Source organism: Streptomyces sp. NPDC030838, from assembly GCF_055572035.1.
In genome coordinates, this window is the sequence record NZ_JBVIED010000005.1 from 395,405 (window position 1) to 415,664 (window position 20,260).

General features: G+C 69.8%; 18 protein-coding genes and 1 other RNA gene. 7 read left to right on the forward strand and 12 right to left on the reverse strand.

Going from position 1 to position 20,260, the window contains the following annotated elements; genetic code table 11:
• Nucleotides 1–90: 90 nt before the first annotated feature.
• The 4 genes from ACZ42A_RS17305 to ACZ42A_RS17320 form a co-directional block, all read right to left on the reverse strand.
• Entirely contained in the window at nucleotides 91–1,494 is a 1,404-nt protein-coding gene (locus ACZ42A_RS17305; protein WP_468528035.1) for a nitrate/nitrite transporter, read from the reverse strand.
• 175 nt (nucleotides 1,495–1,669) lie between these two features.
• Complete coding sequence (locus tag ACZ42A_RS17310; RefSeq protein WP_468528036.1) at nucleotides 1,670–2,383, reverse strand: hypothetical protein; 714 nt, start codon at nucleotides 2,381–2,383, stop codon at nucleotides 1,670–1,672.
• A 110-nt stretch (nucleotides 2,384–2,493) separates the two neighbouring features.
• Nucleotides 2,494–3,324, reverse strand: a complete 831-nt coding sequence (nadE, locus tag ACZ42A_RS17315; RefSeq protein ID WP_468528037.1) for an ammonia-dependent NAD(+) synthetase — start codon at nucleotides 3,322–3,324, stop codon at nucleotides 2,494–2,496.
• Nucleotides 3,325–3,372: 48 nt separating this feature from the next.
• Nucleotides 3,373–4,368, reverse strand: coding sequence for a LysR family transcriptional regulator (locus ACZ42A_RS17320; protein WP_468528038.1), 996 nt, complete (start codon nucleotides 4,366–4,368; stop codon nucleotides 3,373–3,375).
• A gap of 84 nt (nucleotides 4,369–4,452) precedes the next feature.
• On the opposite strand from ACZ42A_RS17320, the gene ACZ42A_RS17325 reads away from it, so the two are divergent.
• From ACZ42A_RS17325 to ACZ42A_RS17350, 6 genes are all read left to right on the forward strand, one after another.
• Complete coding sequence (locus tag ACZ42A_RS17325) at nucleotides 4,453–5,649, forward strand: MFS transporter (protein ID WP_468528039.1); 1,197 nt, start codon at nucleotides 4,453–4,455, stop codon at nucleotides 5,647–5,649.
• Nucleotides 5,650–5,835: 186 nt separating this feature from the next.
• A complete protein-coding gene (locus ACZ42A_RS17330) occupies nucleotides 5,836–7,146 on the forward strand; it encodes an ABC transporter substrate-binding protein (RefSeq protein ID WP_468528040.1) in 1,311 nt (436 codons plus the stop codon).
• Entirely contained in the window at nucleotides 7,143–8,051 is a 909-nt protein-coding gene (locus ACZ42A_RS17335) for a carbohydrate ABC transporter permease (RefSeq protein WP_468528041.1), read from the forward strand. Before ACZ42A_RS17330 ends, ACZ42A_RS17335 begins: the two co-directional genes overlap by 4 nt.
• Complete coding sequence (locus tag ACZ42A_RS17340; RefSeq protein WP_468528042.1) at nucleotides 8,048–8,869, forward strand: carbohydrate ABC transporter permease; 822 nt, start codon at nucleotides 8,048–8,050, stop codon at nucleotides 8,867–8,869. Before ACZ42A_RS17335 ends, ACZ42A_RS17340 begins: the two co-directional genes overlap by 4 nt.
• A gap of 11 nt (nucleotides 8,870–8,880) precedes the next feature.
• Complete coding sequence (gene yicI, locus ACZ42A_RS17345) at nucleotides 8,881–11,142, forward strand: alpha-xylosidase (RefSeq protein ID WP_468528043.1); 2,262 nt, start codon at nucleotides 8,881–8,883, stop codon at nucleotides 11,140–11,142.
• Nucleotides 11,142–12,155, forward strand: coding sequence for a LacI family DNA-binding transcriptional regulator (locus ACZ42A_RS17350; RefSeq protein WP_468528044.1), 1,014 nt, complete (start codon nucleotides 11,142–11,144; stop codon nucleotides 12,153–12,155). The genes yicI and ACZ42A_RS17350 overlap by 1 nt, the downstream gene beginning before the upstream one ends.
• Before the next feature lie 74 nt (nucleotides 12,156–12,229).
• Here ACZ42A_RS17350 and ssrA read toward each other — a convergent pair.
• The 5 genes from ssrA to ftsE form a co-directional block, all read right to left on the reverse strand.
• Nucleotides 12,230–12,629: a transfer-messenger RNA gene (gene ssrA / locus ACZ42A_RS17355) on the reverse strand.
• A 158-nt stretch (nucleotides 12,630–12,787) separates the two neighbouring features.
• A complete protein-coding gene (smpB, locus tag ACZ42A_RS17360; protein WP_043506586.1) occupies nucleotides 12,788–13,267 on the reverse strand; it encodes an SsrA-binding protein SmpB in 480 nt (159 codons plus the stop codon).
• Nucleotides 13,268–13,341: 74 nt separating this feature from the next.
• Nucleotides 13,342–14,505, reverse strand: coding sequence for a S41 family peptidase (locus ACZ42A_RS17365; RefSeq protein ID WP_468528045.1), 1,164 nt, complete (start codon nucleotides 14,503–14,505; stop codon nucleotides 13,342–13,344).
• A 68-nt stretch (nucleotides 14,506–14,573) separates the two neighbouring features.
• A complete protein-coding gene (gene ftsX, locus ACZ42A_RS17370; protein WP_468528046.1) occupies nucleotides 14,574–15,491 on the reverse strand; it encodes a permease-like cell division protein FtsX in 918 nt (305 codons plus the stop codon).
• A gap of 32 nt (nucleotides 15,492–15,523) precedes the next feature.
• Nucleotides 15,524–16,213, reverse strand: a complete 690-nt coding sequence (ftsE, locus tag ACZ42A_RS17375; protein ID WP_468528047.1) for a cell division ATP-binding protein FtsE — start codon at nucleotides 16,211–16,213, stop codon at nucleotides 15,524–15,526.
• A 327-nt stretch (nucleotides 16,214–16,540) separates the two neighbouring features.
• Between ftsE and ACZ42A_RS17380 the strand changes: the two genes are divergently transcribed.
• Nucleotides 16,541–16,732 (forward strand): hypothetical protein, encoded by a 192-nt coding sequence (locus ACZ42A_RS17380; RefSeq protein ID WP_468528048.1) that lies wholly within the window; start codon nucleotides 16,541–16,543, stop codon nucleotides 16,730–16,732.
• Nucleotides 16,733–16,791: 59 nt separating this feature from the next.
• Here ACZ42A_RS17380 and ACZ42A_RS17385 read toward each other — a convergent pair whose 3' ends face one another.
• The 3 genes from ACZ42A_RS17385 to ACZ42A_RS17395 form a co-directional block, all read right to left on the reverse strand.
• Nucleotides 16,792–17,445, reverse strand: coding sequence for an LPXTG cell wall anchor domain-containing protein (locus ACZ42A_RS17385; protein ID WP_468528049.1), 654 nt, complete (start codon nucleotides 17,443–17,445; stop codon nucleotides 16,792–16,794).
• Nucleotides 17,446–17,724: 279 nt separating this feature from the next.
• Complete coding sequence (prfB, locus tag ACZ42A_RS17390) at nucleotides 17,725–18,831, reverse strand: peptide chain release factor 2 (protein ID WP_468528050.1); 1,107 nt, start codon at nucleotides 18,829–18,831, stop codon at nucleotides 17,725–17,727.
• A 143-nt stretch (nucleotides 18,832–18,974) separates the two neighbouring features.
• A complete protein-coding gene (locus ACZ42A_RS17395) occupies nucleotides 18,975–20,216 on the reverse strand; it encodes a serine/threonine-protein kinase (RefSeq protein WP_468528051.1) in 1,242 nt (413 codons plus the stop codon).
• Between the last annotated feature and the right edge of the window lie 44 nt (nucleotides 20,217–20,260).

Consider the following 20,260-nt stretch of genomic DNA (forward strand, 5'->3'; position numbering starts at 1 on the left):
CCCGCACTCGAGTCCGTTGCACCTACATGCCGCCGAGCCTGTCAACGCCGCGTGACAGGCTCGGATCGGCTCGATGTCGCCGGTGTTACGTCACACCTGGGCGTAGCTGAGCTGCGGCTTCTCGTCGGCGGTCGGCTCGGCCGCCGTTTCGGTCCGCGCGGGACGGCGAAGGTATACGGCCCAGGTGACCATGAAGCACAGCGCGTACCAGACCAGGAAGGCAACGAAGGCGCCGGTGCCGGAGCCGTAGGACATGAAGGACTGCCGGAAGGCCATGTTGATGCCGACTCCGCCGAGCGCGCCGACCGCGCCGATCAGCCCCATCGACGCCCCGGACAGCCGCCGCCCGTAGGCCGCGGCCTCCTCGCCGCGCAGCCCCTTGGCGAGGGCCTTGGCGTGGAAGATACCGGGAATCATCTTGAAGGTGGAACCGTTCCCGAGCCCGCTCAGCACGAAGAGAACGACGAACACGGAGACGAACAACGCGAGCGACTTCTCGATGCTGGCGTAGACGAGAACGGCGGTCGCGACGCCCATGCCGACGTAGTTGTAGAGGCTGATGCGCGCCCCGCCGTACCGGTCGGCGAGCCACCCGCCGACGGGCCGGATGAGGGACCCGAGCAGCGGACCGATGAAGGTGAGGTACGCGGCCTGGAGCGGAGTACGCCCGAACTGGTTCGTGAGCACCTGCCCGAAGGCGAAGGAGTAGCCGATGAACGACCCGAACGTCCCGATGTAGAGGAAGGACATGATCCAGGTGTGGCCGTCCTTCGCGGCGTCCTTGGCGGCGCCGGTGTCGTTCTTGACGTTCTCCAGGTTGTCCATGAAGAGCGCGGCGAGGACGGCGGCGACGAAGATCAGCGGGATGTAGATCCCGAGCAGCACGCGCGGCCCGCCGCTCGCCCCGATGATGGCCAGGGCGACGAGCTGGATGACGGGCACGCCGATGTTCCCGCCACCCGCGTTCAGCCCGAGCGCCCACCCCTTCTTCCTGAGCGGGAAGAAGGCGTTGATGTTGGTCATGGAGGAGGCGAAGTTACCGCCGCCGACGCCGGCCAGCAGACCGACGAGGAGGAAGGTGGAGAAGGACGTCCCCGGCTCCATGACGACGAACGCGGCGACGGACGGGACGAGCAGGAGTCCGGCGGAGATGATCGTCCAGTTCCGACCACCGAAGATCGCCACGGCGAAGGTGTACGGGACACGTACGACGGCTCCCACCAGCGTGACCATCGAGGTCAGCAGGAACTTGTCGGCGGGGGTGAGCCCGTACTCCGGCCCCATGAACAGCACCAGCACCGACCACAGGGTCCAGATCGAGAACCCGATGTGCTCGGACAGCACGGAGAAGAAGAGGTTCCGCCGGGCGATCCTCTCCCCCTTCTCCCTCCAGAACGTCTCGTCCTCCGGATCCCAGTGCTGGATCCAGCGGCCGCCCCTGCCGGGGGGCGGGGGTGCGGGGGCTGTACTGGGGGCGGTACTAGGGGCAGTCATGACGCCTCCACGGTGCTCCGGGCTCGGGGTCCAATCGGCTACGAGTGGCTGAGTCCCGAAGGTAGGGAGGGCGCGTTTCCGGCCTGTGGCAGCGGGTGACCGGAAAGGAACTTTGCTCTCACCCTGGGGGGAGAGGGGATGAGAGGTCGTTCCCGGATCAGCTGGATCAGCCGGCTCAGTGGGCCGGGGGCTGCCAGTGGGGGTTCTGGTGGGGCTGGGGGTGCTGGGGGTACGAAGGGGGGTACGGCGCATACGGCTGCTGGCCGTAGGGCTGAGCGAACGGATTCCCGTGCCCGGGCAGCTGCCCGCCTGGCGGCAGATACCGCACCCGCCCGCTCTCGTCGGCGACCCGCGCGAACCCGGCGGCCTGGAGCCGCGCCGCGAACTTGGCGTTACGCCGCCGGGTGACGAAGAACCCGAGACCGAGGATGCTCATAAAGAAAACCCAGAGAATCCCGGCCCAGAGCAGAGCCTCCCCGCCATCCTGCACGGCGACGACCAGGGACCCCACGGTGACACCGATCGCCCCGTAGATCATCCGCTTCTCGGCGCTCTTCCCGGTGAGGTCGAAGTTGATCCGCGCCTTGAGCAGCTCCAGCGCGTCCGGCACGAACGGCGGCAGCGAGACCCCATCCCCCGCGTTCGGATACTGAGCCCAGTTCTGCGCGGCCCGCGCCCGGGCGTGGGGCGAGGGATCGGGCACGACGAGCATCACGAGCGAGCTGTTGTTGGCCCCGCCTTGCCGCACATCGGCGTACTCATACCCGAACTGCTGGGCAACGAAGGCGAGCTTGGCGAGCTTCTTCACGGACGCCATCGCACTCGTGACCTGCACGGGTTCCCCGCTCGCCATCAGCCGCAGCATCTTCTGTATGTGCCGCTTGCTCACCCGAACCCACTCCCCACGTCGCTTGGGTCACTTCGTTCACTTGCGCAACGCGGGGCAGTTTTCCATACGGGCGCGCCGACGCGGAACCGACCAGCGGCGGTCGGAGAGCGTCAGGGAGCGATCGGCAGCTGTCGCTTGTGCTCGGTGAGCCGGTAGCGGCGGACGATCGCCTCGAAGGCGGGCTCGGCGACCGGCTTGCCCTCCAGGAAGTCGTCGATGTCGTCGTAGGTGACACCGAGCGCGTCCTCGTCGGGCTTGCCCGGGTCGAGGGTCTCCAGGTCGGCGGTCGGGGTCTTCCAGACCAGGGCGTCCGGCGCACCCAGCTCGGCGGCGATGGCCCGCACCCGCCGCTTGGTGAGACCGGTCAGCGGTACGACGTCGGCGGCGCCGTCACCGAACTTGGTGAAGAACCCGGAGACCGCCTCGGCGGCGTGATCGGTGCCGACGACCAGACCGTTCTCCGCGCCCGCCACCGCGTACTGCGCGATCATCCGCTGCCGGGCCTTGATGTTGCCGTGCACGAAGTCCTGGTGGTGTGCGTCCCGGAACACCGTCCCGCCGGCCACCACGGCCTCCAGCGCGGCATCGCTCGCGGGCTTCACGTCAACGGTGAGCACCCGGTCGGCCCGGATGAACTCCAGCGCCCGCTGCGCGTCCGCCTCGTCCGCCTGCACCCCGTACGGCAGCCGCATCGCGAAGAACGTCGCCTCGTGCCCGGCGTCGCGCACCCGCTCCACCGCCAGCTGACACAGGCGGCCCGCGGTCGAGGAATCCACCCCGCCACTGATGCCCAGCACGAGCGAGCGCAGGCCCGTAGAGGTCAGCCGCTCGGCGAGGAAGGCCACCCGGCGCTCGATCTCCTCCCGCGCGTCGAAGAACTCGCTCACCTGAAGTTCGCGGGCGATCTCCTGCTGCAGGGCTATGGGTGCCAGGTCGGTCACGATCACTCCTCGCTCGTGTGGGGCCTGGAGAACTCTAGAGGACGGCGATCACAACCGGGCGGCGTGTTTCCTCCCGCCCCCGCTTGCCATGAGTGAGATGTCCAGGGGCGGAGCCCACCCGTCACTCGGCCACCCCAACCACCCTTCCCCCTCCCCCACCTCCACCGCCGCCCGCCGCAACGCATCCAACCCCGGATGCACCAGCCCCTTCCGCCACACCAGAGACACCGGCGACAACGGAACCGGGTCCACGAGCGGGCGCAGTACGCACCCGGTCAGCGCCGGGAAGTCCACCACGGCCAGCACCGGATAGCCGCCCTTGGCCATGATCCGCTCGAACTCCTCGTCCCCGACGGCGAGGGGAACGGGCGGCGCCACCTCGATCCCCCGCCCCTCGAACAACCGGTGCGCCAGATCCGTCCACTCGGGGGTGCGCGGATTGCCGGCCCCGGCGTACACCGTCTCCCCCGCCAGCTCGGCCAGCGGCACGGACTCCCACGAGGCCAGCCGGTGGTGCTCCGGCAGGATGATCGCCATCGGCTCCCACCGCACCGGCTGGTGCTCCAGTTGGCTGCGCAGGGCCGGGGTGAGACCGGCGTAGCGGCCGAAGGACGCGTCAAGGCGTCCCGCCACCAGCTCTGTCGCCGCGCCGGTGAGGCCGCTCTCGTAGCGGGCCATCAGCTCCTGTTCCGAGGCGAGTTCGCGGGCGCGGTGGAGGACGCGGCGCGGGGTGCCGAGGCCCGCGGAGTTCAAGTCCACCAGCAGCGGGCGGGCCTGACCGAAAGCGGTGAGGAGTTCGTCGTGGGACTGGAGGACCCGGCGCGCGTAGGGGAGCAGGCGCTCGCCGTCGGCGGTCAGGGTCACCTGGCGGGTGGTGCGGACGAACAGCTCGGCGCCCAGCTCCCGCTCCAGCCGCCGTATATCGCGGCTGAGCGCCTGCTGGGCGACGTACAGCCGGGCAGCGGCGCGGGTGAAGTGCAGCTCCTCGGCGACGGTGACGAAGGCGCGCAGGAGCCGGGGTTCTATGTGAGAACGGCGGGACACCCGGGGAATTTACAACAACGATGAGTGAATCGGCCCGCAACCGGTGTTGGACCTCTTGATCACTTCCGGGCGACGGTTACGTCCATGCCGTACCGCCACCTCTTCGCCCACCCGGGCGCCAAGGCCTTCACCGCCGGAAACCTCATAGCCCGCCTGCCCATGGGCATGTTCAGCGTGAGCGCGGTCGTGATGATCGCCGGGGCGCGCGACTCGTACGCCCTCGCCGGCGCCGTCACCGCCACCGGCCTCGCCGCGACCGCGCTGGTCGCCCCCTGGACGGCCCGGCTGGTCGACCGGTACGGCCAGGCGCGGATCGCCGTGCCCGCCACCCTGCTGGCCGTCCTCGGCAGCCTCGCGCTCGTCCTCTGCGTCCGTCACCGCACCTCCGACTGGACCCTGTTCGCCGCCTACGCCGCCACCGCCACCACCCCGAACCTCGGCGGCATGTCCCGCGCTCGCTGGGCCCACCTGCTGAAGCGTGACCAGGCCGCGCTGCACACCGCGAACGCCTTCGAGCAGGCGGCCGACGAGTTGTGTTTCATGCTGGGCCCGGTGCTGGCCGCCTTTCTGTGCGGGGCCTTCTTCCCGGAAGCGGGCACGCTGGTCGCCGTCATCCTGCTGCTCTCCGGCGTGCTGCTGTTCGCCGCCCAGCGGGCCACCGAGCCGCCGCCCGCGGGGCCGGGCGCCCGCGGCACCTCGCCGATCCGCGCGCCCGGCATGCCGCCGCTGCTCGCCGTCTGCCTCGCCATGGGGACGGTGTTCGGCGCGATGGAGGTCGTCACGCTCGCGTTCGCCGACGCGCGCGGTCAGCAGACGGCGGCCGGGCTCGTCCTCGGCCTCCAGGCCGCCGGGTCCTGTGCGGCCGGGCTGGTGTACGGAAGGCTCCGGCCGGGCGGACCGGCCGAGGTCCGGTACGTCCGGTGCATCGGCGCCATGGCCGTACTGCTCACCCTGCCGCTGCTCGCGGCGGCGCTCACCGGCTCGCTGCTCGTCCTCGCGGGCGCGCTGCTGGTCGCCGGGATGGCGACCGCGCCGACGATGGTGACCGGGATGGCTCTGGTGCAGGAACGCACTCCCGAGGGGCGGCTCAACGAGGGCATGACGCTGGCCGTGACCGGGCTGCTCGGCGGGATCGCCTGCGGCAGCGCGCTGGGCGGCTGGACGGCGGAGCATGTGTCGGCGACGGCGGGGTACGGGGTGCCGGTCGCGGCAGCCGCGGCCGCCCTGGTCATCACCCTCGCCACGCTCCGGCCCGTTCGGGTCGTCGAACCGCTTCACTGAGCCCCACAAGACTTCCGACCGAATCCCACAAGGTTTCCGCTGGATTGCCGCGTAACCCATTGACGGTCTCCTACCCCGCACATACCTTCGCCCGTCGAAGCGCTTCGATGACCGAGGCGCCACGCATCGAACCAGTTCGACAACCCTGCGCGACCCGCAACCCGCGAACTCCCCCTGGAGGCCAGGATGTTGACGACACGAAGGCGTGTGGTGGGCCGGACCGCGGCGACGGCGGTGATCGTGGCCGGGTCGCTGCTCCTGGCCGCCTGCGGTGGCGGCCAGGCAGAGGGCGGCGGCGACGACGCCAAGACCCTCCGGCTCTGGCACTACGAGGGACCCAACAGCGCGATGGGCGTCGCCTGGGCGGAGGCGATCAAGGAGTTCGAGGCCACCCACCCGGGCGTGACGGTGGAGTTCGAGGAGAAGAGCTTCGAGCAGATCCAGAAGACCGCCCCGATGGTCCTGAACTCCTCCGACGCCCCGGACCTCATGGAGTACAACAAGGGCAACGCGACGACGGGCCACCTCTCCCGGCAGGGCCTGCTCACCGACCTGACCGCGGAGGCGGCCAAGCGCGGCTGGGACAACAAGATCGGCGAGGGCGTCCGTACGACCAGCGTGTACGACGAGAACGGGGTGATGGGCTCCGGCAAGTGGTACGGCGTGCCCAACTACGCCGAGTACACGATGGTCTTCTACAACAAGGAGCTCTTCCGGCAGCACGGCCTCGCCGAGCCCGAGACCCTCGACGACCTCACGGCCGCCATGGACACCTTCGTCGAGGAGGGCATCACCCCGCTCGCCAACGCCGGCGCCGAGTACCCGGCCCAGCAGTACCTCTACCAGCTGGCCCTGTCGAAGGCCGACCGCGCCTGGGTCGACGCCTACGAGCTGTACCGCGGCGAGACCGACTTCCACGACCCGGCCTGGACGTACGCCGCCGAGACCTTCGCCGACTGGGTCGACAAGGGGTACATCAGCGACAAGTCGACCAACACCAAGGCCGAGGAGGCCGGAGTCTCCTTCCTCCAGGGCAAGGCGCCGATCCTGTTCTCCGGCAGCTGGTGGTACGGCCGCTTCCAGGAGGAGGCGGAGTTCGAGTGGGGCACCTTCCTGTGGCCCGGCTCCCGGCTCACGCTGGGCTCCGGGGGCAATCTGTGGGTGGTCCCGAAGAACGCCGAGAACAAACAACTGGCGTACGAATTCATCGACATCACCCTGTCGAAGAAGATCCAGAACCTGCTCGGCAACAACGGCGGCGTGCCCGTCGCCGCCGACCCGGACGCCATCACGGACCCGCAGTCCAAGACTCTCATCAAGAACTTCACCACCCTCTCCGAGCGCGACGGCCTCGCCTTCTACCCGGACTGGCCGGTCGCCGGCTTCTACGATGTGCTGGTCTCCGAGACGCAGAAGCTGATGACGGGCAGCACGACACCGGACGCCTGTCTGGACGCCCTGCAGGAGGCGTACGACAAGGGCGTCGCCCAGCGATGACGGGCCGCTTCCGCGACTCCTACGCGCTGTTCCTGCTGCCGGGCGCCCTCGCCTTCCTCGCCGTGGTCGTGCTGCCGTTCCTGATGAACACCGGGGTGAGCTTCACCGACTGGCAGGGAGTGGGCACCCCGCGATGGACCGGGCTCGACAACTACCGCACGCTCCTCGACGACGCCGAGTTCTGGGCGTCCTTCCGCCACAGCCTGTTCATGGTCGTGGCGATGGCGGTCATACCGACGGCCCTCGGGCTCGTCCTGGCCGCCGCCCTGTTCGACTACGTCGGCAAGCACTTCGGCACACGGACGGTCACCGTCCTGCGCGCCTGCTTCTATCTGCCGCAGGTCCTCCCGATCGCGGTCGCCGGCATCGTCTGGAGCTGGATCCTCGCCCCCGAGAACGGCTCCCTCAACGCGCTCCTGGAGGCGGTGGGCCTCGGCGCGTGGCAGCGGGACTGGCTCGGCGACCCCGACCTGGCGCTGTACACCGTCATGGGCGTCATGGTGTGGGTGCAGCTCGGCTTTCCGCTGGTGGTGTTCATGGCCGGGCTCCAGCGGGTCGACCCGCAGCTGTACGAGGCGGCCGAGCTGGACGGGGCCGGCTGGTGGCGCCGCTTCCGGCACATCACGCTGCCGCAGATCCGCCCGGAGACGTATGTCGTGCTCACCTGGTGCACGATCGCCGCGCTGAAGGTGTTCGGCGCCGTGTACGTGCTGACGAAGGGCGGCCCGGGCGGCGCCACGAACGTCCCCTCCTACTTCTCCTTCACCACGTTCTTCGAGAAGACCCAGGTCGGCTACGGCGCGGCGATCTCCACCGTCCTGACGGTGATCATCCTGGCGCTGTCCCTGATCGGGCTGAGGCTCCAGGCGCGGGCCGAGGACGCCGAGGAAGAGGGCCGGGGATGACCGCCGTACGCCGTTTCCCGGTGCTGGCGGCCCTCTGCCTCGCCGCCCTGTTCATGATCGTGCCGTTCCTGATCGTCGCGGTGAACGCGGTGAAGTCCCCGGCGGAGTACTCCCGCAACGGCCCCCTCAGCCTCCCCGAAGGCCTCTACCTGGACGGTCTGCGCGACTTCTGGGAGCGGGTCGACTACGGGCAGAAGCTGTTCAACTCGGTGCTGATCAGCGGCGCGGTGGCGGTGCTCGCGGCGGTCCTGTCGATCCTCACCGCGTACGCGATCGGCATCGGCCGCGTGAAGGGCCGCACCTGGGTGCTCGCGTTCTTCGTGCTCGCGAACATGCTGCCGCAGGAGGCGCTGGTCTACCCCGTCTACCACCTGAGCAAGCAGGTCGGCCTCTACGACACCAGGCTCAGCGTGATCATCGTCTTCACGGTGATCCAGGCGGCGTTCGGCACCTATCTGCTGTCGTCGGTGCTGAGCCGGTTTCCCCGGGAGATCATCGAGGCCGCCCGCATCGACGGGGCGAGCAGATGGCAGGTGCTGTGGCGGATCGTCGTGCCGGTCAGCCGGCCGACCCTCGGCGTCCTGCTGGTCTTCTTCTTCATCTGGACCTGGAACGAGTTCCTGCTCCCCCTGGTCATGCTGATCTCCAACGACAACCAGACGGTCTCCGTCGCGCTCGGCGTCCTCCAGGGCCAGCGCCTGATGGACGCCACGATGACCAACGCGGCCGCCCTGCTGGGCGTCCTGCCCGCGCTCGTCTTCTTCCTCGTCTTCCAGCGCACACTCACCCGCGGCATCGCCGTCGGGGCTGTCAGGTAAGGGGTTGGGGCTTGAAGTTCACCGACGGCTACTGGCTGCTGCGCGACGGCGTCACCGCGGCCCACCCGGTCGAGGTCCACGACGTCACCGCCGCCGACGGCACGCTGGAGATCCACGCGCCGACGCAGCCCGTCCGCCACCGCGGCGACACCCTGAAGGGACCGGTCGTGACGATCAGCGTGCACGCGCCGATGCCCGACGTCATCGGCATCACCCTCACCCACTTGGAGGGCGAGCAATCGCGGGGCCCGGAGTTCGACCTCACCCGGCACGACTTCACCCCCCAGGTGTCGTACGACGACGAGTACGCGACCCTCACCTCCGGCACGCTGTCGGTGCGGCTGGCCCGCACCGGCCCCTGGCACGTCGACTTCCTCGCCGGCGGCCGGGTCCTGACCTCCAGCGGCCCCAAGGGCATCGGCATCATGCGGGACGCGACCGGCACGCACTATCTGCGGGAGCAGCTGGGCCTCGGCGTGGGGACGAGCGTGTACGGCCTCGGGGAACGCTTCGGTCCGCTGGTGAAGAACGGCCAGGTCGTCGACATCTGGAACGCCGACGGCGGCACCGCGACCGAGCAGGCCTACAAGAACGTCCCGTTCTACCTCACGGACGCGGGCTACGGCGTCTTCGTCGACCACCCGGGCAAGGTGTCCTTCGAGGTCGGCTCGGAGGCCGTCTCCCGGGTGCAGTTCAGCGTGGAAGCACAGCAGTTGACGTACTACGTCATCCACGGGCCCACCCCGAAGGACATCCTCCGCACGTACACCGCCCTCACCGGCCGCCCGGCGCTGCCGCCCGCCTGGTCCTTCGGCCTGTGGCTGTCGACGTCCTTCACCACGTCCTACGACGAGGACACCGTGACGTCGTTCATCGAGGGCATGCGGGAGCGTGAACTCCCGCTCTCGGTCTTCCACTTCGACTGCTTCTGGATGCGCGAGTTCAACTGGTGCGACTTCGAGTGGGATCCGCGGGTCTTCCCCGACCCGGAGGGCATGCTGGCCCGGCTGAAGGAGCGCGGCCTGCACGTCTGCGTGTGGATCAACCCGTACATCGCCCAGCGCTCGCCGCTGTTCGCCGAGGGCAAGGCCCTGGGACACCTGCTGCGCCGGCCGGACGGCAGCGTGTGGCAGTGGGATCTGTGGCAGCCCGGCATGGCCCTGGTCGACTTCACCTCACCGGCGGCCCGCGACTGGTACGCCGGCAAGCTGGAGGCGCTGCTCGCGCAGGGCGTGGACTGCTTCAAGACCGACTTCGGCGAGCGGGTGCCGGTGGACGTGGCGTGGTCCGACGGCTCCGACCCCGAGCGGATGCACAACTACTACACGTACCTGTACAACCGCACGGTCTTCGACGTCCTGCGCAAACACCGCGGGGAGGGCGAGGCGGTGGTCTTCGCCCGGTCGGCGACGGCCGGGAGCCAGAAGTTCCCGGTGCACTGGGGCGGCGACTGCGAGGCGACGTACGAGTCGATGGCGGAGTCCCTGCGCGGCGGCCTGTCCCTCGGTCTGTCCGGCTTCGGCTTCTGGAGCCATGACATCGGCGGCTTCGAGGGCACCCCGACCCCGGCCCTGTTCAAACGCTGGCTGGCCTTCGGCCTGCTGTCGTCCCACAGCCGTCTGCACGGCTCGTCGTCGTACCGGGTGCCGTGGCTGTTCGACGAGGAGTCGGTCGCGGTGGCCCGGCACTTCACGCGCCTGAAGCTCCGCCTGATGCCCTACCTGTACGAGGCCGCGCGCACCGCCCACACCGAGGGGCTGCCGGTGATGCGGGCGATGATGCTGGAGTTCCCGGACGATCCCGGGTGCGCGTTCCTGGAACGGCAGTACATGCTCGGCCCGGACCTGCTGGTCGCGCCGGTGTTCAGCGACGAGGGCGACGTCACGTACTACGTCCCGGAGGGCACCTGGACCCACTTCGTGAGCGGGGAGACGGTGACCGGCCCGCGCTGGGTCCGCGAGAAGCACGCCTTCGACAGTGTCCCGATGCTGGTCCGCCCGGGCGCGGTGATCCCGGTGGGCGCGGTGGCCGACCGCCCCGACTACGACCACGCCGACGGGGTCACCCTGCGGGTGTACGGGCTGCGGCGCGGCGCGCAGGTCACGGTGCCGGTCGGGGACGTGACGTTCACGGTCGTCCGCGAGGGCGACATGCTGCGCGCGTCGTGCGGCGACCCGGCGGCACCGTGGGCGCTGGCGGCCGGGGACCGGGTGGTCCGGGCATCGCCCGGAACGGGATTCCTCACGCTGGACCTCGGGGAGCAGGGGGACTGATGGTCAAGATCACGGACGTGGCCCGGCACGCGGGCGTCTCCCCCAGCACCGTCTCGTACGCGCTCAGCGGCAAACGCCCGATCTCCGAGGAGACCCGGCGCCGCGTCCAGGCGTCCATCCGCGCCCTCGGCTACCGCCCGCACGCCGGCGCCCGCGCACTGGCCAGCAGCAAGTCGAACGTGCTCGCCCTGGTCGTCCCGCTGCGGGCGGGCATCCACATCCCGGTGGCCATGCAGTTCGCGGTGTCGGTGGTCACCACGGCCCGGACGTACGACCACGACGTCCTGCTCCTCACCCAGGAGGAGGGCGAGGAAGGCCTGCGGCGGGTGGCGGACACGGCGCTGGTGGACGCGCTGATCCTGATGGACGTACAGCTGCACGACCCCCGGCTGTCGCTGCTGCGGACGCTGGACCGGCCATCGGTGACGATCGGTCTGCCGGCGGAAGCAGCCGGACTCACCTGTATCGACCTGGACTTCAGGGCGGCGGGCGAGGCGTGCGTGGACCATCTGGCGGAGCTCGGCCACCGGGTGGTGGCCCTGGTCGGCTCCCCACCGGAGGTCTACGTCCGCCGGACCGCCTACGCCCAGCGCGTGGTCCAGGGCTTCACGGCCGCCGCCGACCGCCACGGCCTCGCCTCCACGGTCCACCCCTGCGAGGCGACCCCCGCGGCGGCCCGCGCGACGGCGGAACGTCTGCTGCGCGAGCGCCCGGCCCTGACGGGTGTGGTCGTCCACAACGAGGCGATCCTCGACCCCCTCCTCGACGCCTTCGAGCAACTGGGTCTGCGCGTCCCCGACGACCTCTCCGTCACCGCCATCTGCCCCACCGAACTCGCGGAGTCCACCCGCGTCCCCCTGACCTCCATCACCCTCCCGTCCACCGAGATCGGCACCCGCGCGGTGGAACTGCTGATGCGCAAGCTGGACGGGGAAGCGGTGCCGGGGGCGACGTTGCTGGTGCCGGAGCTGACGGTGCGGAGCAGCACGGCGCGCCGGACGGTCACGGCATGACGGTCACAGCATGACAAAGGCCCCGTCGCTCGCAGCGACGGGGCCTTGCCCACATGGGGTACCCCCGGAGGGGCTCGTGGAGATGGCGGGAATCGAACCCGCGTCCAACGGTGCGGAACCAGGGCTTCTCCGTGTGCAGTCCGCTCTGATTTTCTCGGCCCCGGAGATCACGCGGACAAGTCTCCGACGGGCTCAGTCACTGTTTGGTTTCCCTCTTCACCCCGTGACCGGGATCGAGGTTTAGTTCCCTAGCTGATGCCAGGATCCGGGTCGGGAACAGCCCCGGGCTGACACTCCCTTGTTAGGAGGCTCGCTCTGCTACCTGAGATCAGGCAGCGAGGGCGAAGGCCTGCTGGGAGGAATCGCGCTTGGTGTTGGCGATTATTTTTTTCGGCCTGTGGTTTACGAGATCATGGCCGCTTCCTCGACACGCTTCCCCTGCTTCGACAGCCGCTGTCGAAACCGATCATCCCCATGTTGATTTTTCAAACGCCGCACCCACCGTGGGGTGCAGGTGCCATCGTACGGGATCAGCGCTCGACGATGCCACCGTATTCCCGGCGGTCACCCAGCCGTGGTACCAGGTACAACACCACCCGGTGCCGGTTCATTCCCGGCGCCGGGAAACGGTGCTACGCCCGCTGCTTGCGCCGCACCGCCGACATCGCCCGCTCGGCCTCGCGCCGGTCCTGCTTCTCGCGCAGCGTCTGCCGCTTGTCGTACTCCTTCTTGCCCTTCGCCAGCGCGATCTCGATCTTCGCCCGGCCGTCCTTGAAGTACAGGGAGAGCGGCACGATCGTGTGACCCGTCTCCTGGGACTTCGACTCCAGCTTGTCGATCTCCTCGCGGTGCAGCAGCAGCTTGCGCTTGCGGCGGGCGCTGTGGTTGGTCCACGTGCCCTGGCTGTACTCCGGCACGTGCACGTTGTACAGCCACGCCTCGTGACCGTCCAACTGCACAAAGCCGTCGACCAGCGAGGCGCGCCCCTGGCGCAGCGACTTCACCTCGGTACCGGTGAGGACCAGCCCGGCCTCGTAGGTGTCGATGATGAGGTAGTCGTGCCGCGCCTTCTTGTTCTGCGCGATCAGTTTGCGCCCTTTTTCCTTAGCCATAGTGCCGACCATTTTCGCACTACGGAGCGGGTGTGCGGGAAGTCATTATGCGAGGGGTGAAGCCGGGGGTGCCGCTAGCTGCCCAGGCCCGTCAGGACCGTCTCCGCCCGGCGCAGCGCGTCCCGGTCCGCCTCCAGGTCGGGGGTGATGCCCCGCCCGTCCACCCCGCGGCCGGAGGGGGTGCGGTAGTGCCCGACGGTCAGCTCGGCGACGGAGCCGTCGGGCAGCCGGCTCGGCATCTGGACCGAGCCCTTGCCGAAGGTGCGGGAGCCGACGACGACCGCCCGGCCCCGGTCCTGCAGGGCTCCGGTCAGCAGCTCGGCCGCGCTCATCGTGCCCCCGTCGACGAGCGCGACCAGGGGTCTTTCGGTGTCGCCGCCGGGCTCGGCGTGCAGGGCCCGCTGCTCGCCCTCGACGTCGTACGTGGCGACCAGCCCGCCGTCGAGGAAGGCGGAGGCGGTGGTGACGGCCTCGGTGACCAGGCCGCCGGAGTTGCCGCGCAGGTCGAGGACGATCCCGGCACCGCGCGGGGCGCGCCGGACGGCGTCGCGGACGGTGTCGCCGGCGCCCCTGGTGAAGGCGCCGATCTTGATGAGGGTGTCCCCGTCGGGGAGGGTGCGGACGGTCACCGAGCCGGTGGAGAGACGGGCCCGGCGCAGCGTGAGGCTCCACGCGCGCGTGCCGCGTTCCAGGCCGAGCCGGACGGGCGTACCGGCGGGGGCGTCGGTGGCGTCGCCGCGGAGTAAGGAGACCACCTCGGTGACCGGCCGCCCGTCGACCATGCGCCCGTCGACGCTGCGCAGCCGGTCGCCCGCGCGGATCCCGGCGTCGGCCGCGGGCGAGCCGGCGGCGACCTCGGTCACCTCGATCCGCCCGTCCCGCTCCCGCCGCGCCCACAGCCCGACGCCCGTGTACGCGCCGTCCAGGGCCTCCTCGAACTCCTCGTACTCGCCCTTCGAATACACGGCGTCCCAGCGGTCCCCGCTGCGGCTGACAGCGCGCTCGGCGGCCTCCAGGGGCGACTTGCCGTCGGCCATCGCCTCCAGCGCGGCGTCCGTCACCTCGTCGGGGCGGGCGACCGAGGCGGCCGTTCGGGACGGGCCCGGCGCGGGCCTGCGCTCGGTGCCGGGCAGCGAGCCCGTGGCGGCACCGGCGACGAGCACGCTCGTGAACACCAGTGTCAGGGCGGCCCCGCGGCGCATGCGGCGGGGCTGACAGAACAGGTCACGACCTGACATGGCGGTGAGTCTAGGACAACACGAAGGGCCGCACGGTCCGTTGACCGTACGGCCCCTCTTGGCATGCGTCACACCTTCAAGTACTTGCGCAGCGCGAAGAACGCGGCCAACGCGGGCATCAGCAGGCTGGTGGCGAGGATGAGCGGCAGCTTCGTCAGAACGGCGTCCCAGCCGATGAAGTTGATCAGCCGCAACTGGTCGGCGAGGGCCAGTCCGTGGTCGATGAGGAAGTACCGCGCGGTCACCAGGAACGCGCACGCGACGGCGCCGCCGATGAGTCCGGCGACCGCTGCCTCCATGATGAACGGCGCCTGGATGTAGAAGCCGGAGGCGCCGACCAGCCGCATGATGCCGGTCTCGCGGCGCCGGCTGAACGCCGAGACGCGCACCGTGTTGACGATCAGCATCAGCGCCACGACCAGCATCAGCGCCATCACCGCGCGCGCGGCCCAGTTCATGCCTTCGAGCAGCTTGAAGAGGTTGTCCAGGGTCTCCCTCTGGTCCCGCACGGACTGCACACCGTCCCGGCCGCTGAAAGCGGTCGCGATGACCCGGTACTTCTCCGGGTCCTTCAGCTTGATGCGGTACGACTCCTGCAACTGGTCCGGAGTGATGGAACTGGCCAGCGGGGAGTCGCCGAACTGCTCCTTGTAGAGCTTGTACGCCTGGTCCTGCGACTCGTACAACACCAGGTCGACGACCGGCATCTTCTCCAGGTCGGCCTTGATCTGCTTCTTCTGCTCCTCCGTGACCGCGCCCTTGGCGCAGGCGGGGTCGGACTCGGCGTCGGCCTTGTTGCAGAGGTAGATCGAGACGTTGACCTTGTCGTACCAGTAGCCCTTCATGCTGTTGACCTGGTCGCTCATCAGCAGCGAACCGCCGAACAGGGCCAGGGAGAGGGCGACGGAGACGATGACGGCGAAGGTCATCGTCAGATTGCGGCGGAGACCGACACCGATCTCCGACAGAACGAACTGGGCGCGCATGGCGTCTGGTTAAGCCTTTCCGTCGTGGATCGTCAGTGCTGGTAGCCGTAGACGCCGCGGGCCTGGTCGCGGACGAGGCGGCCCTTCTCCAGCTCGATGACGCGCTTGCGCATCTGGTCCACGATGTTCTGGTCGTGCGTGGCCATCAAGACGGTCGTACCGGTGCGGTTGATCCGGTCGAGCAGCTTCATGATGCCGACGGAGGTCTGCGGGTCGAGGTTGCCGGTGGGCTCGTCGGCGATCAGCAGCTTGGGCCGGTTGACGAAGGCCCGCGCGATGGCGACGCGCTGCTGCTCACCGCCGGACAGCTCGCCCGGCATCCGGTCCTCCTTGCCGCCGAGGCCGACCAGTTCCAGCACCTGCGGCACGGACTTGCGGATCTCTCCGCGGGACTTGCCGATGACCTCCTGCGCGAAGGCCACGTTCTCGGCGACGGTCTTGTTCGGCAGCAGCCGGAAGTCCTGGAACACCGTCCCCAGCTGGCGGCGCATGTGCGGCACCTTCCAGTTGGAGAGGCGCGCGAGATCCTTGCCCAGAACGTGCACCTGCCCGTGGCTGGCCCGCTCCTCGCGGAGGATCAGCCGCAGGAAGGTGGACTTTCCGGAGCCGGAGGACCCCACGAGGAACACGAACTCGCCCTTCTCGACCTCCAGGGAGACATCCCTGAGGGCTGGGCGGGTCTGCTTGGGGTAGACCTTGGAGACATTGTCGAATCGGATCACGGATGCACCACGGGTCGCCGGGGGTAGATGAGCGTGACCATACGCGAACCGAGTGGGCAACTGCAGTCACCGGTCAGGGTTGCGCGCAGGTTGTGCGCATTTGTACTGAGGGGGACCTGACTCCCCAGGGGCGCGGGGCTGTGTCGATATGCGGCTCCGCCGCGTGGGCGCGAGCAACCACGACGAGCCCGCAGCCCCGCGACGACGGAACCAACCCCTAGGAAGGGCCCCGCGCACCCTCCGGAGGAACCTGGCACAGTGGAGGGGGAACGTTCTCGCCCCCGAGAGCGTTGTCCAGAAAAGAACCGGCACTAGGAGGGCGAGCACATGACGTACGACCGGCTGGTGTGCGCGAACTGTGCCGCGCCCGTGAGCGAGGGCCGCTGCCCCGTGTGCCGGGCCAACCGGGAGCGGCTCCAGCAGGAGAATCCGCTGGCCGCCCTGAATCCGATGACGCTGATCGCCCTGCTGGTGGTGCTGATCGCCGCGGTGGCGCTGCTGGCACACCAGACCGCGTAAACGGCAAAGGGCCCGGAGCACTGCGCTCCGGGCCCTTTCGACTACTGTCGGCTACCTGCTCAGGCAGCCGCACCGCCACGGCCGCCCATGAGGCGCGGCAGCACGCGGAAGCCGATACCGCCGGCGATCATCGTCGCGGCGCCGACCAGCAGGAACGTGGTCTGCGCGGCACCGGTCTCGGCCAGCTCCTCGCCGCCGCCCTGGGCCGAGGTGTCGGCCGGGGTGTCGGAGCCGGTGTCGGTCAGGGCCGACGAGCCGGCACCCTGGGCGGAGTCGTTCGAGCCGCCGTCGGGGTTGGCGTTGTTGCCGCCACCGTTGTTGCCGTTGTCGTTCCCGTTGCCGTTGTCGTCGCCGTCACCGGGGTTGCCCGGGTTACCCGGGTTGCTCGGCTCCTCCGGCTCCTCCGGCTCGGTCGGGTTCTCCGTCGGGTCGGTCGGGATCTCCGGCTCGGTCGGGATGCCCGGGTCGGTGGGCGTGCCCGGGTCGGTCGGGTTCGGGTCGGTCGGGATCCCCGGGTCGGTCGGGATGCCCGGGTCCGTGGGCGTGCCCGGGTCGGTCGGGTCGGGGGACGGCGTCTCGCACCCGATCCCCAGGAACCCGCAGTCGTCACCCGGAGCGGCCGAAGCGGCACCCGCGGCGGTCAGCGAGGCACCGGCGGCGATCACGGCGCCCGCCACTATGCGCGCGACACGGATCCGCGTCTTCTTGGTCATGTGGTTGCTACCCCCAGTAGCTGATCGTCAATGAGGCGGCGCTCGGGGCCGTGATCGACGGAGGTAGCTGAAACTGAAGCCCCCCGGTTCACATGCGCCCCAGAGATACGCATGCCGCGCTCAACCCTTCCGATTTTTCAAAGCAACGTCAAGGTCATTACGGGAGCACTGTCCGGATATGGCGCGCTTTACCGGGGATTGCAGTGTGTGAGTGTGCTGTAAAACCCGGACAAACGACAACCGCCCCTGAATCAGGGGCGGTTGACTTTGTCGACAAACTTACTTCTCCTGCTGCTTGCGCCAGCGAATTCCGGCCTCCAGGAACCCGTCGATCTCACCGTTGAACACGGCCTCGGGGTTGCCGACCTCGTGCTCCGTGCGCAGGTCCTTGACCATCTGGTACGGGTGCAGGACGTACGAACGCATCTGGTTGCCCCAGGAGTTGGCGCCGTCGCCCTTGAGGGCGTCCATCTTGGCCTGCTCCTCCTGGCGGCGCCGCTCAAGGAGCTTGGCCTGGAGGACGTTCATGGCGGTGGCCTTGTTCTGGATCTGCGACCGCTCGTTCTGGCAGGAGACCACGATGCCGGTCGGGATGTGCGTGATGCGCACCGCGGAGTCGGTGGTGTTCACGCCCTGGCCGCCGGGCCCGGAGGACCGGTAGACGTCGATGCGCAGATCGGACTCGTCGATGTCGACGTGGTCGGACTGCTCGACGACGGGCAGCACCTCGACACCGGCGAAGGAGGTCTGGCGCCGGCCCTGGTTGTCGAAGGGCGAGATGCGCACCAGGCGGTGGGTGCCCTGCTCGACGGAGAGGGTGCCGTAGGCGTACGGCGCCTGCACGGCGAAGGTGGTCGACTTGATGCCGGCCTCTTCGGCGTACGACGTCTCGATCAGCTCCGTCTTGTAGCCGCGCTGCTCGGCCCACCGCAGGTACATGCGCTGCAGCTTCTCGGCGAAGTCCGCGGCGTCGACGCCGCCCGCCTCGGCGCGGATGTTGACCAGCGCCTCACGGGAGTCGTACTCGCCGCTCAGCAGCGTCCGCACCTCCATCTCGTCGAGCGCCTTCTTGACGGACTCGAGCTCGGACTCGGCCTCGGCACGGGTGTCCGGGTCGTCCTCCTCCTCGGCCATCTCGAAGAGCACGGCGAGATCGTCGATCCGCGAGCGCAGGGCCTCGGCCTTCCTCACCTCCGCCTGGAGGTGGGAGAGCTTGCTGGTGATCTTCTGCGCCTCGTCCGGGTTGTCCCACAGGGACGGCGCGGCCGCCTGCTCCTCGAGCACGGCGATGTCTGCCCTCAGCTTGTCGAGGTCCAGAACGGCCTCGATCGACTCCATGGTCGAGGAGAGGGACTTGAGCTCTTCGGATACATCGACGACTGCCACGCTCCCAGCGTAACGGCTCCGCCGGTGAGCCAGCGCCGTCCTGAGCGTCGGTTGTGACGCACCCGGCGTCGGTGCCTCCTCACACGCCGGACAGGCTGACTTTCACCGGCCGGCGCCCAGACGTGACCGCTACGACATCTCACTCACGGTGTGTCCGGAGCGGAGTTCTTCGTGTCCTGGGGCGTCGCGCCCCCGTCGTCGCCCGACGTGGCCAGCCAGGCTCCCGTGCCGATGGCCGCCGCGAGGGCCACCGCGGCGGCACCCAGGGTGAGGCGACGTCGGCGGGTGGCGGCGCGGTTGCGGGCCGAGCCGGGGCGGGGGGCGCCGGCGGCGCGGGGGGCGCGGGCCGTGCCGTGGGCGCCGCCGGCCAGCTCGTCGGGGGCGGGGACCCGCATCGAGGTGTGGGTGTCCCGGTTGGAGTCGGGCTTGGCGCCGGGGACCAGGGAGACCGCGCCCCGGCGTGCTCGCGGCGGGGGCGCCTGCTCGCCCTGCGCGGGCTGCGGTGCCTCGTCGGCCGGCTCGGCGTCCGGGTCCGGCTCGTCCACGTCCAGCGGCGGCATCCCGGCCAGCGTGGGCAGCTGCTCGCGCAGCCGCGCGGCCAGCTCGGAGGCGCGCAGCCGGGAGGCGGGGGCCTTGGCGAGGCACTGCACGATCAGCTGCCACAGCTCCTCGGGGATGCCGGGGAGCGGGACGACGGTCTCCGTGACGTGGCGGCGCAGCACCGCGCCCGGGTGGCCGCCGCCGAAGGGGGTGAAGCCCGCCAGCAGCTCGTAGAGGACGGTGGCGAGGGCGTAGATGTCGACGGAGGCGCGCGGGGGCAGGCCCTCGACGATCTCGGGGGCCAGATAGTCGGGGGTGCCGATGACCTTGGTGGCCCGGGTGCGCTGCGGGGTGTCGATCAGCTTGGCGATGCCGAAGTCGGTGAGCAGGGCGCGGTGCGCGCCGCCCGGTCCGAGCGGGCTCTGCATGTCCAGCAGGATGTTCTCCGGCTTGACGTCCCGGTGCACGACCCCGGCGGCGTGGGCGGCGGCGAGGCCGTCCGCCACGTCGGCGACGATCGCGACGGCCGCCTCGGGGGCGAGCCGCCGCTCCCGTTCCAGCCGGGTGCGCAGGTCGGTGCCGCGGACCAGGTCCATGACGAGGGCGAGGTCGTTGCCGTCGACCACCAGGTCACGGACGGAGACCACGTTCGGGTGGTCGAGCCCGAGCAGGGCGGTCCGCTCCTGGACGAAGCGTCCGACGAGTTCCTGGTCGGATGCCAGATCCTCGCGCAGCAGCTTGATGGCGACGGGCCCCTCCGGCCCCTCGCCCAGCCACACCGTGCCGGCGCTGCCCCGTCCCAGGATCTGGTTCGCGGTGTACCGGCTGCCGATCTTCCGTGCCAAGACTGCTCCTACAGACGCGTGTTGTCGCTAAAACTACGCGTCCG

What these genes read in the sequence shown, in the direction of transcription:
- ACZ42A_RS17365 (WP_468528045.1), bottom strand. Translation starts at nt 14,505, where the DNA reads ATGTCAGGTCGTGACCTGTTCTGTCAGCCCCGCCGCATGCGCCGCGGG.
- ACZ42A_RS17385 (WP_468528049.1), bottom strand. Translation starts at nt 17,445, where the DNA reads ATGACCAAGAAGACGCGGATCCGTGTCGCGCGCATAGTGGCGGGCGCC.
- ACZ42A_RS17305 (WP_468528035.1), bottom strand. Translation starts at nt 1,494, where the DNA reads ATGACTGCCCCTAGTACCGCCCCCAGTACAGCCCCCGCACCCCCGCCC.
- ACZ42A_RS17335 (WP_468528041.1), top strand. Translation starts at nt 7,143, where the DNA reads ATGACGGGCCGCTTCCGCGACTCCTACGCGCTGTTCCTGCTGCCGGGC.
- smpB (WP_043506586.1), bottom strand. Translation starts at nt 13,267, where the DNA reads ATGGCTAAGGAAAAAGGGCGCAAACTGATCGCGCAGAACAAGAAGGCG.
- ACZ42A_RS17330 (WP_468528040.1), top strand. Translation starts at nt 5,836, where the DNA reads ATGTTGACGACACGAAGGCGTGTGGTGGGCCGGACCGCGGCGACGGCG.
- ACZ42A_RS17340 (WP_468528042.1), top strand. Translation starts at nt 8,048, where the DNA reads ATGACCGCCGTACGCCGTTTCCCGGTGCTGGCGGCCCTCTGCCTCGCC.
- ACZ42A_RS17350 (WP_468528044.1), top strand. Translation starts at nt 11,142, where the DNA reads ATGGTCAAGATCACGGACGTGGCCCGGCACGCGGGCGTCTCCCCCAGC.
- ACZ42A_RS17380 (WP_468528048.1), top strand. Translation starts at nt 16,541, where the DNA reads ATGACGTACGACCGGCTGGTGTGCGCGAACTGTGCCGCGCCCGTGAGC.
- ftsX (WP_468528046.1), bottom strand. Translation starts at nt 15,491, where the DNA reads ATGCGCGCCCAGTTCGTTCTGTCGGAGATCGGTGTCGGTCTCCGCCGC.
- ACZ42A_RS17325 (WP_468528039.1), top strand. Translation starts at nt 4,453, where the DNA reads ATGCCGTACCGCCACCTCTTCGCCCACCCGGGCGCCAAGGCCTTCACC.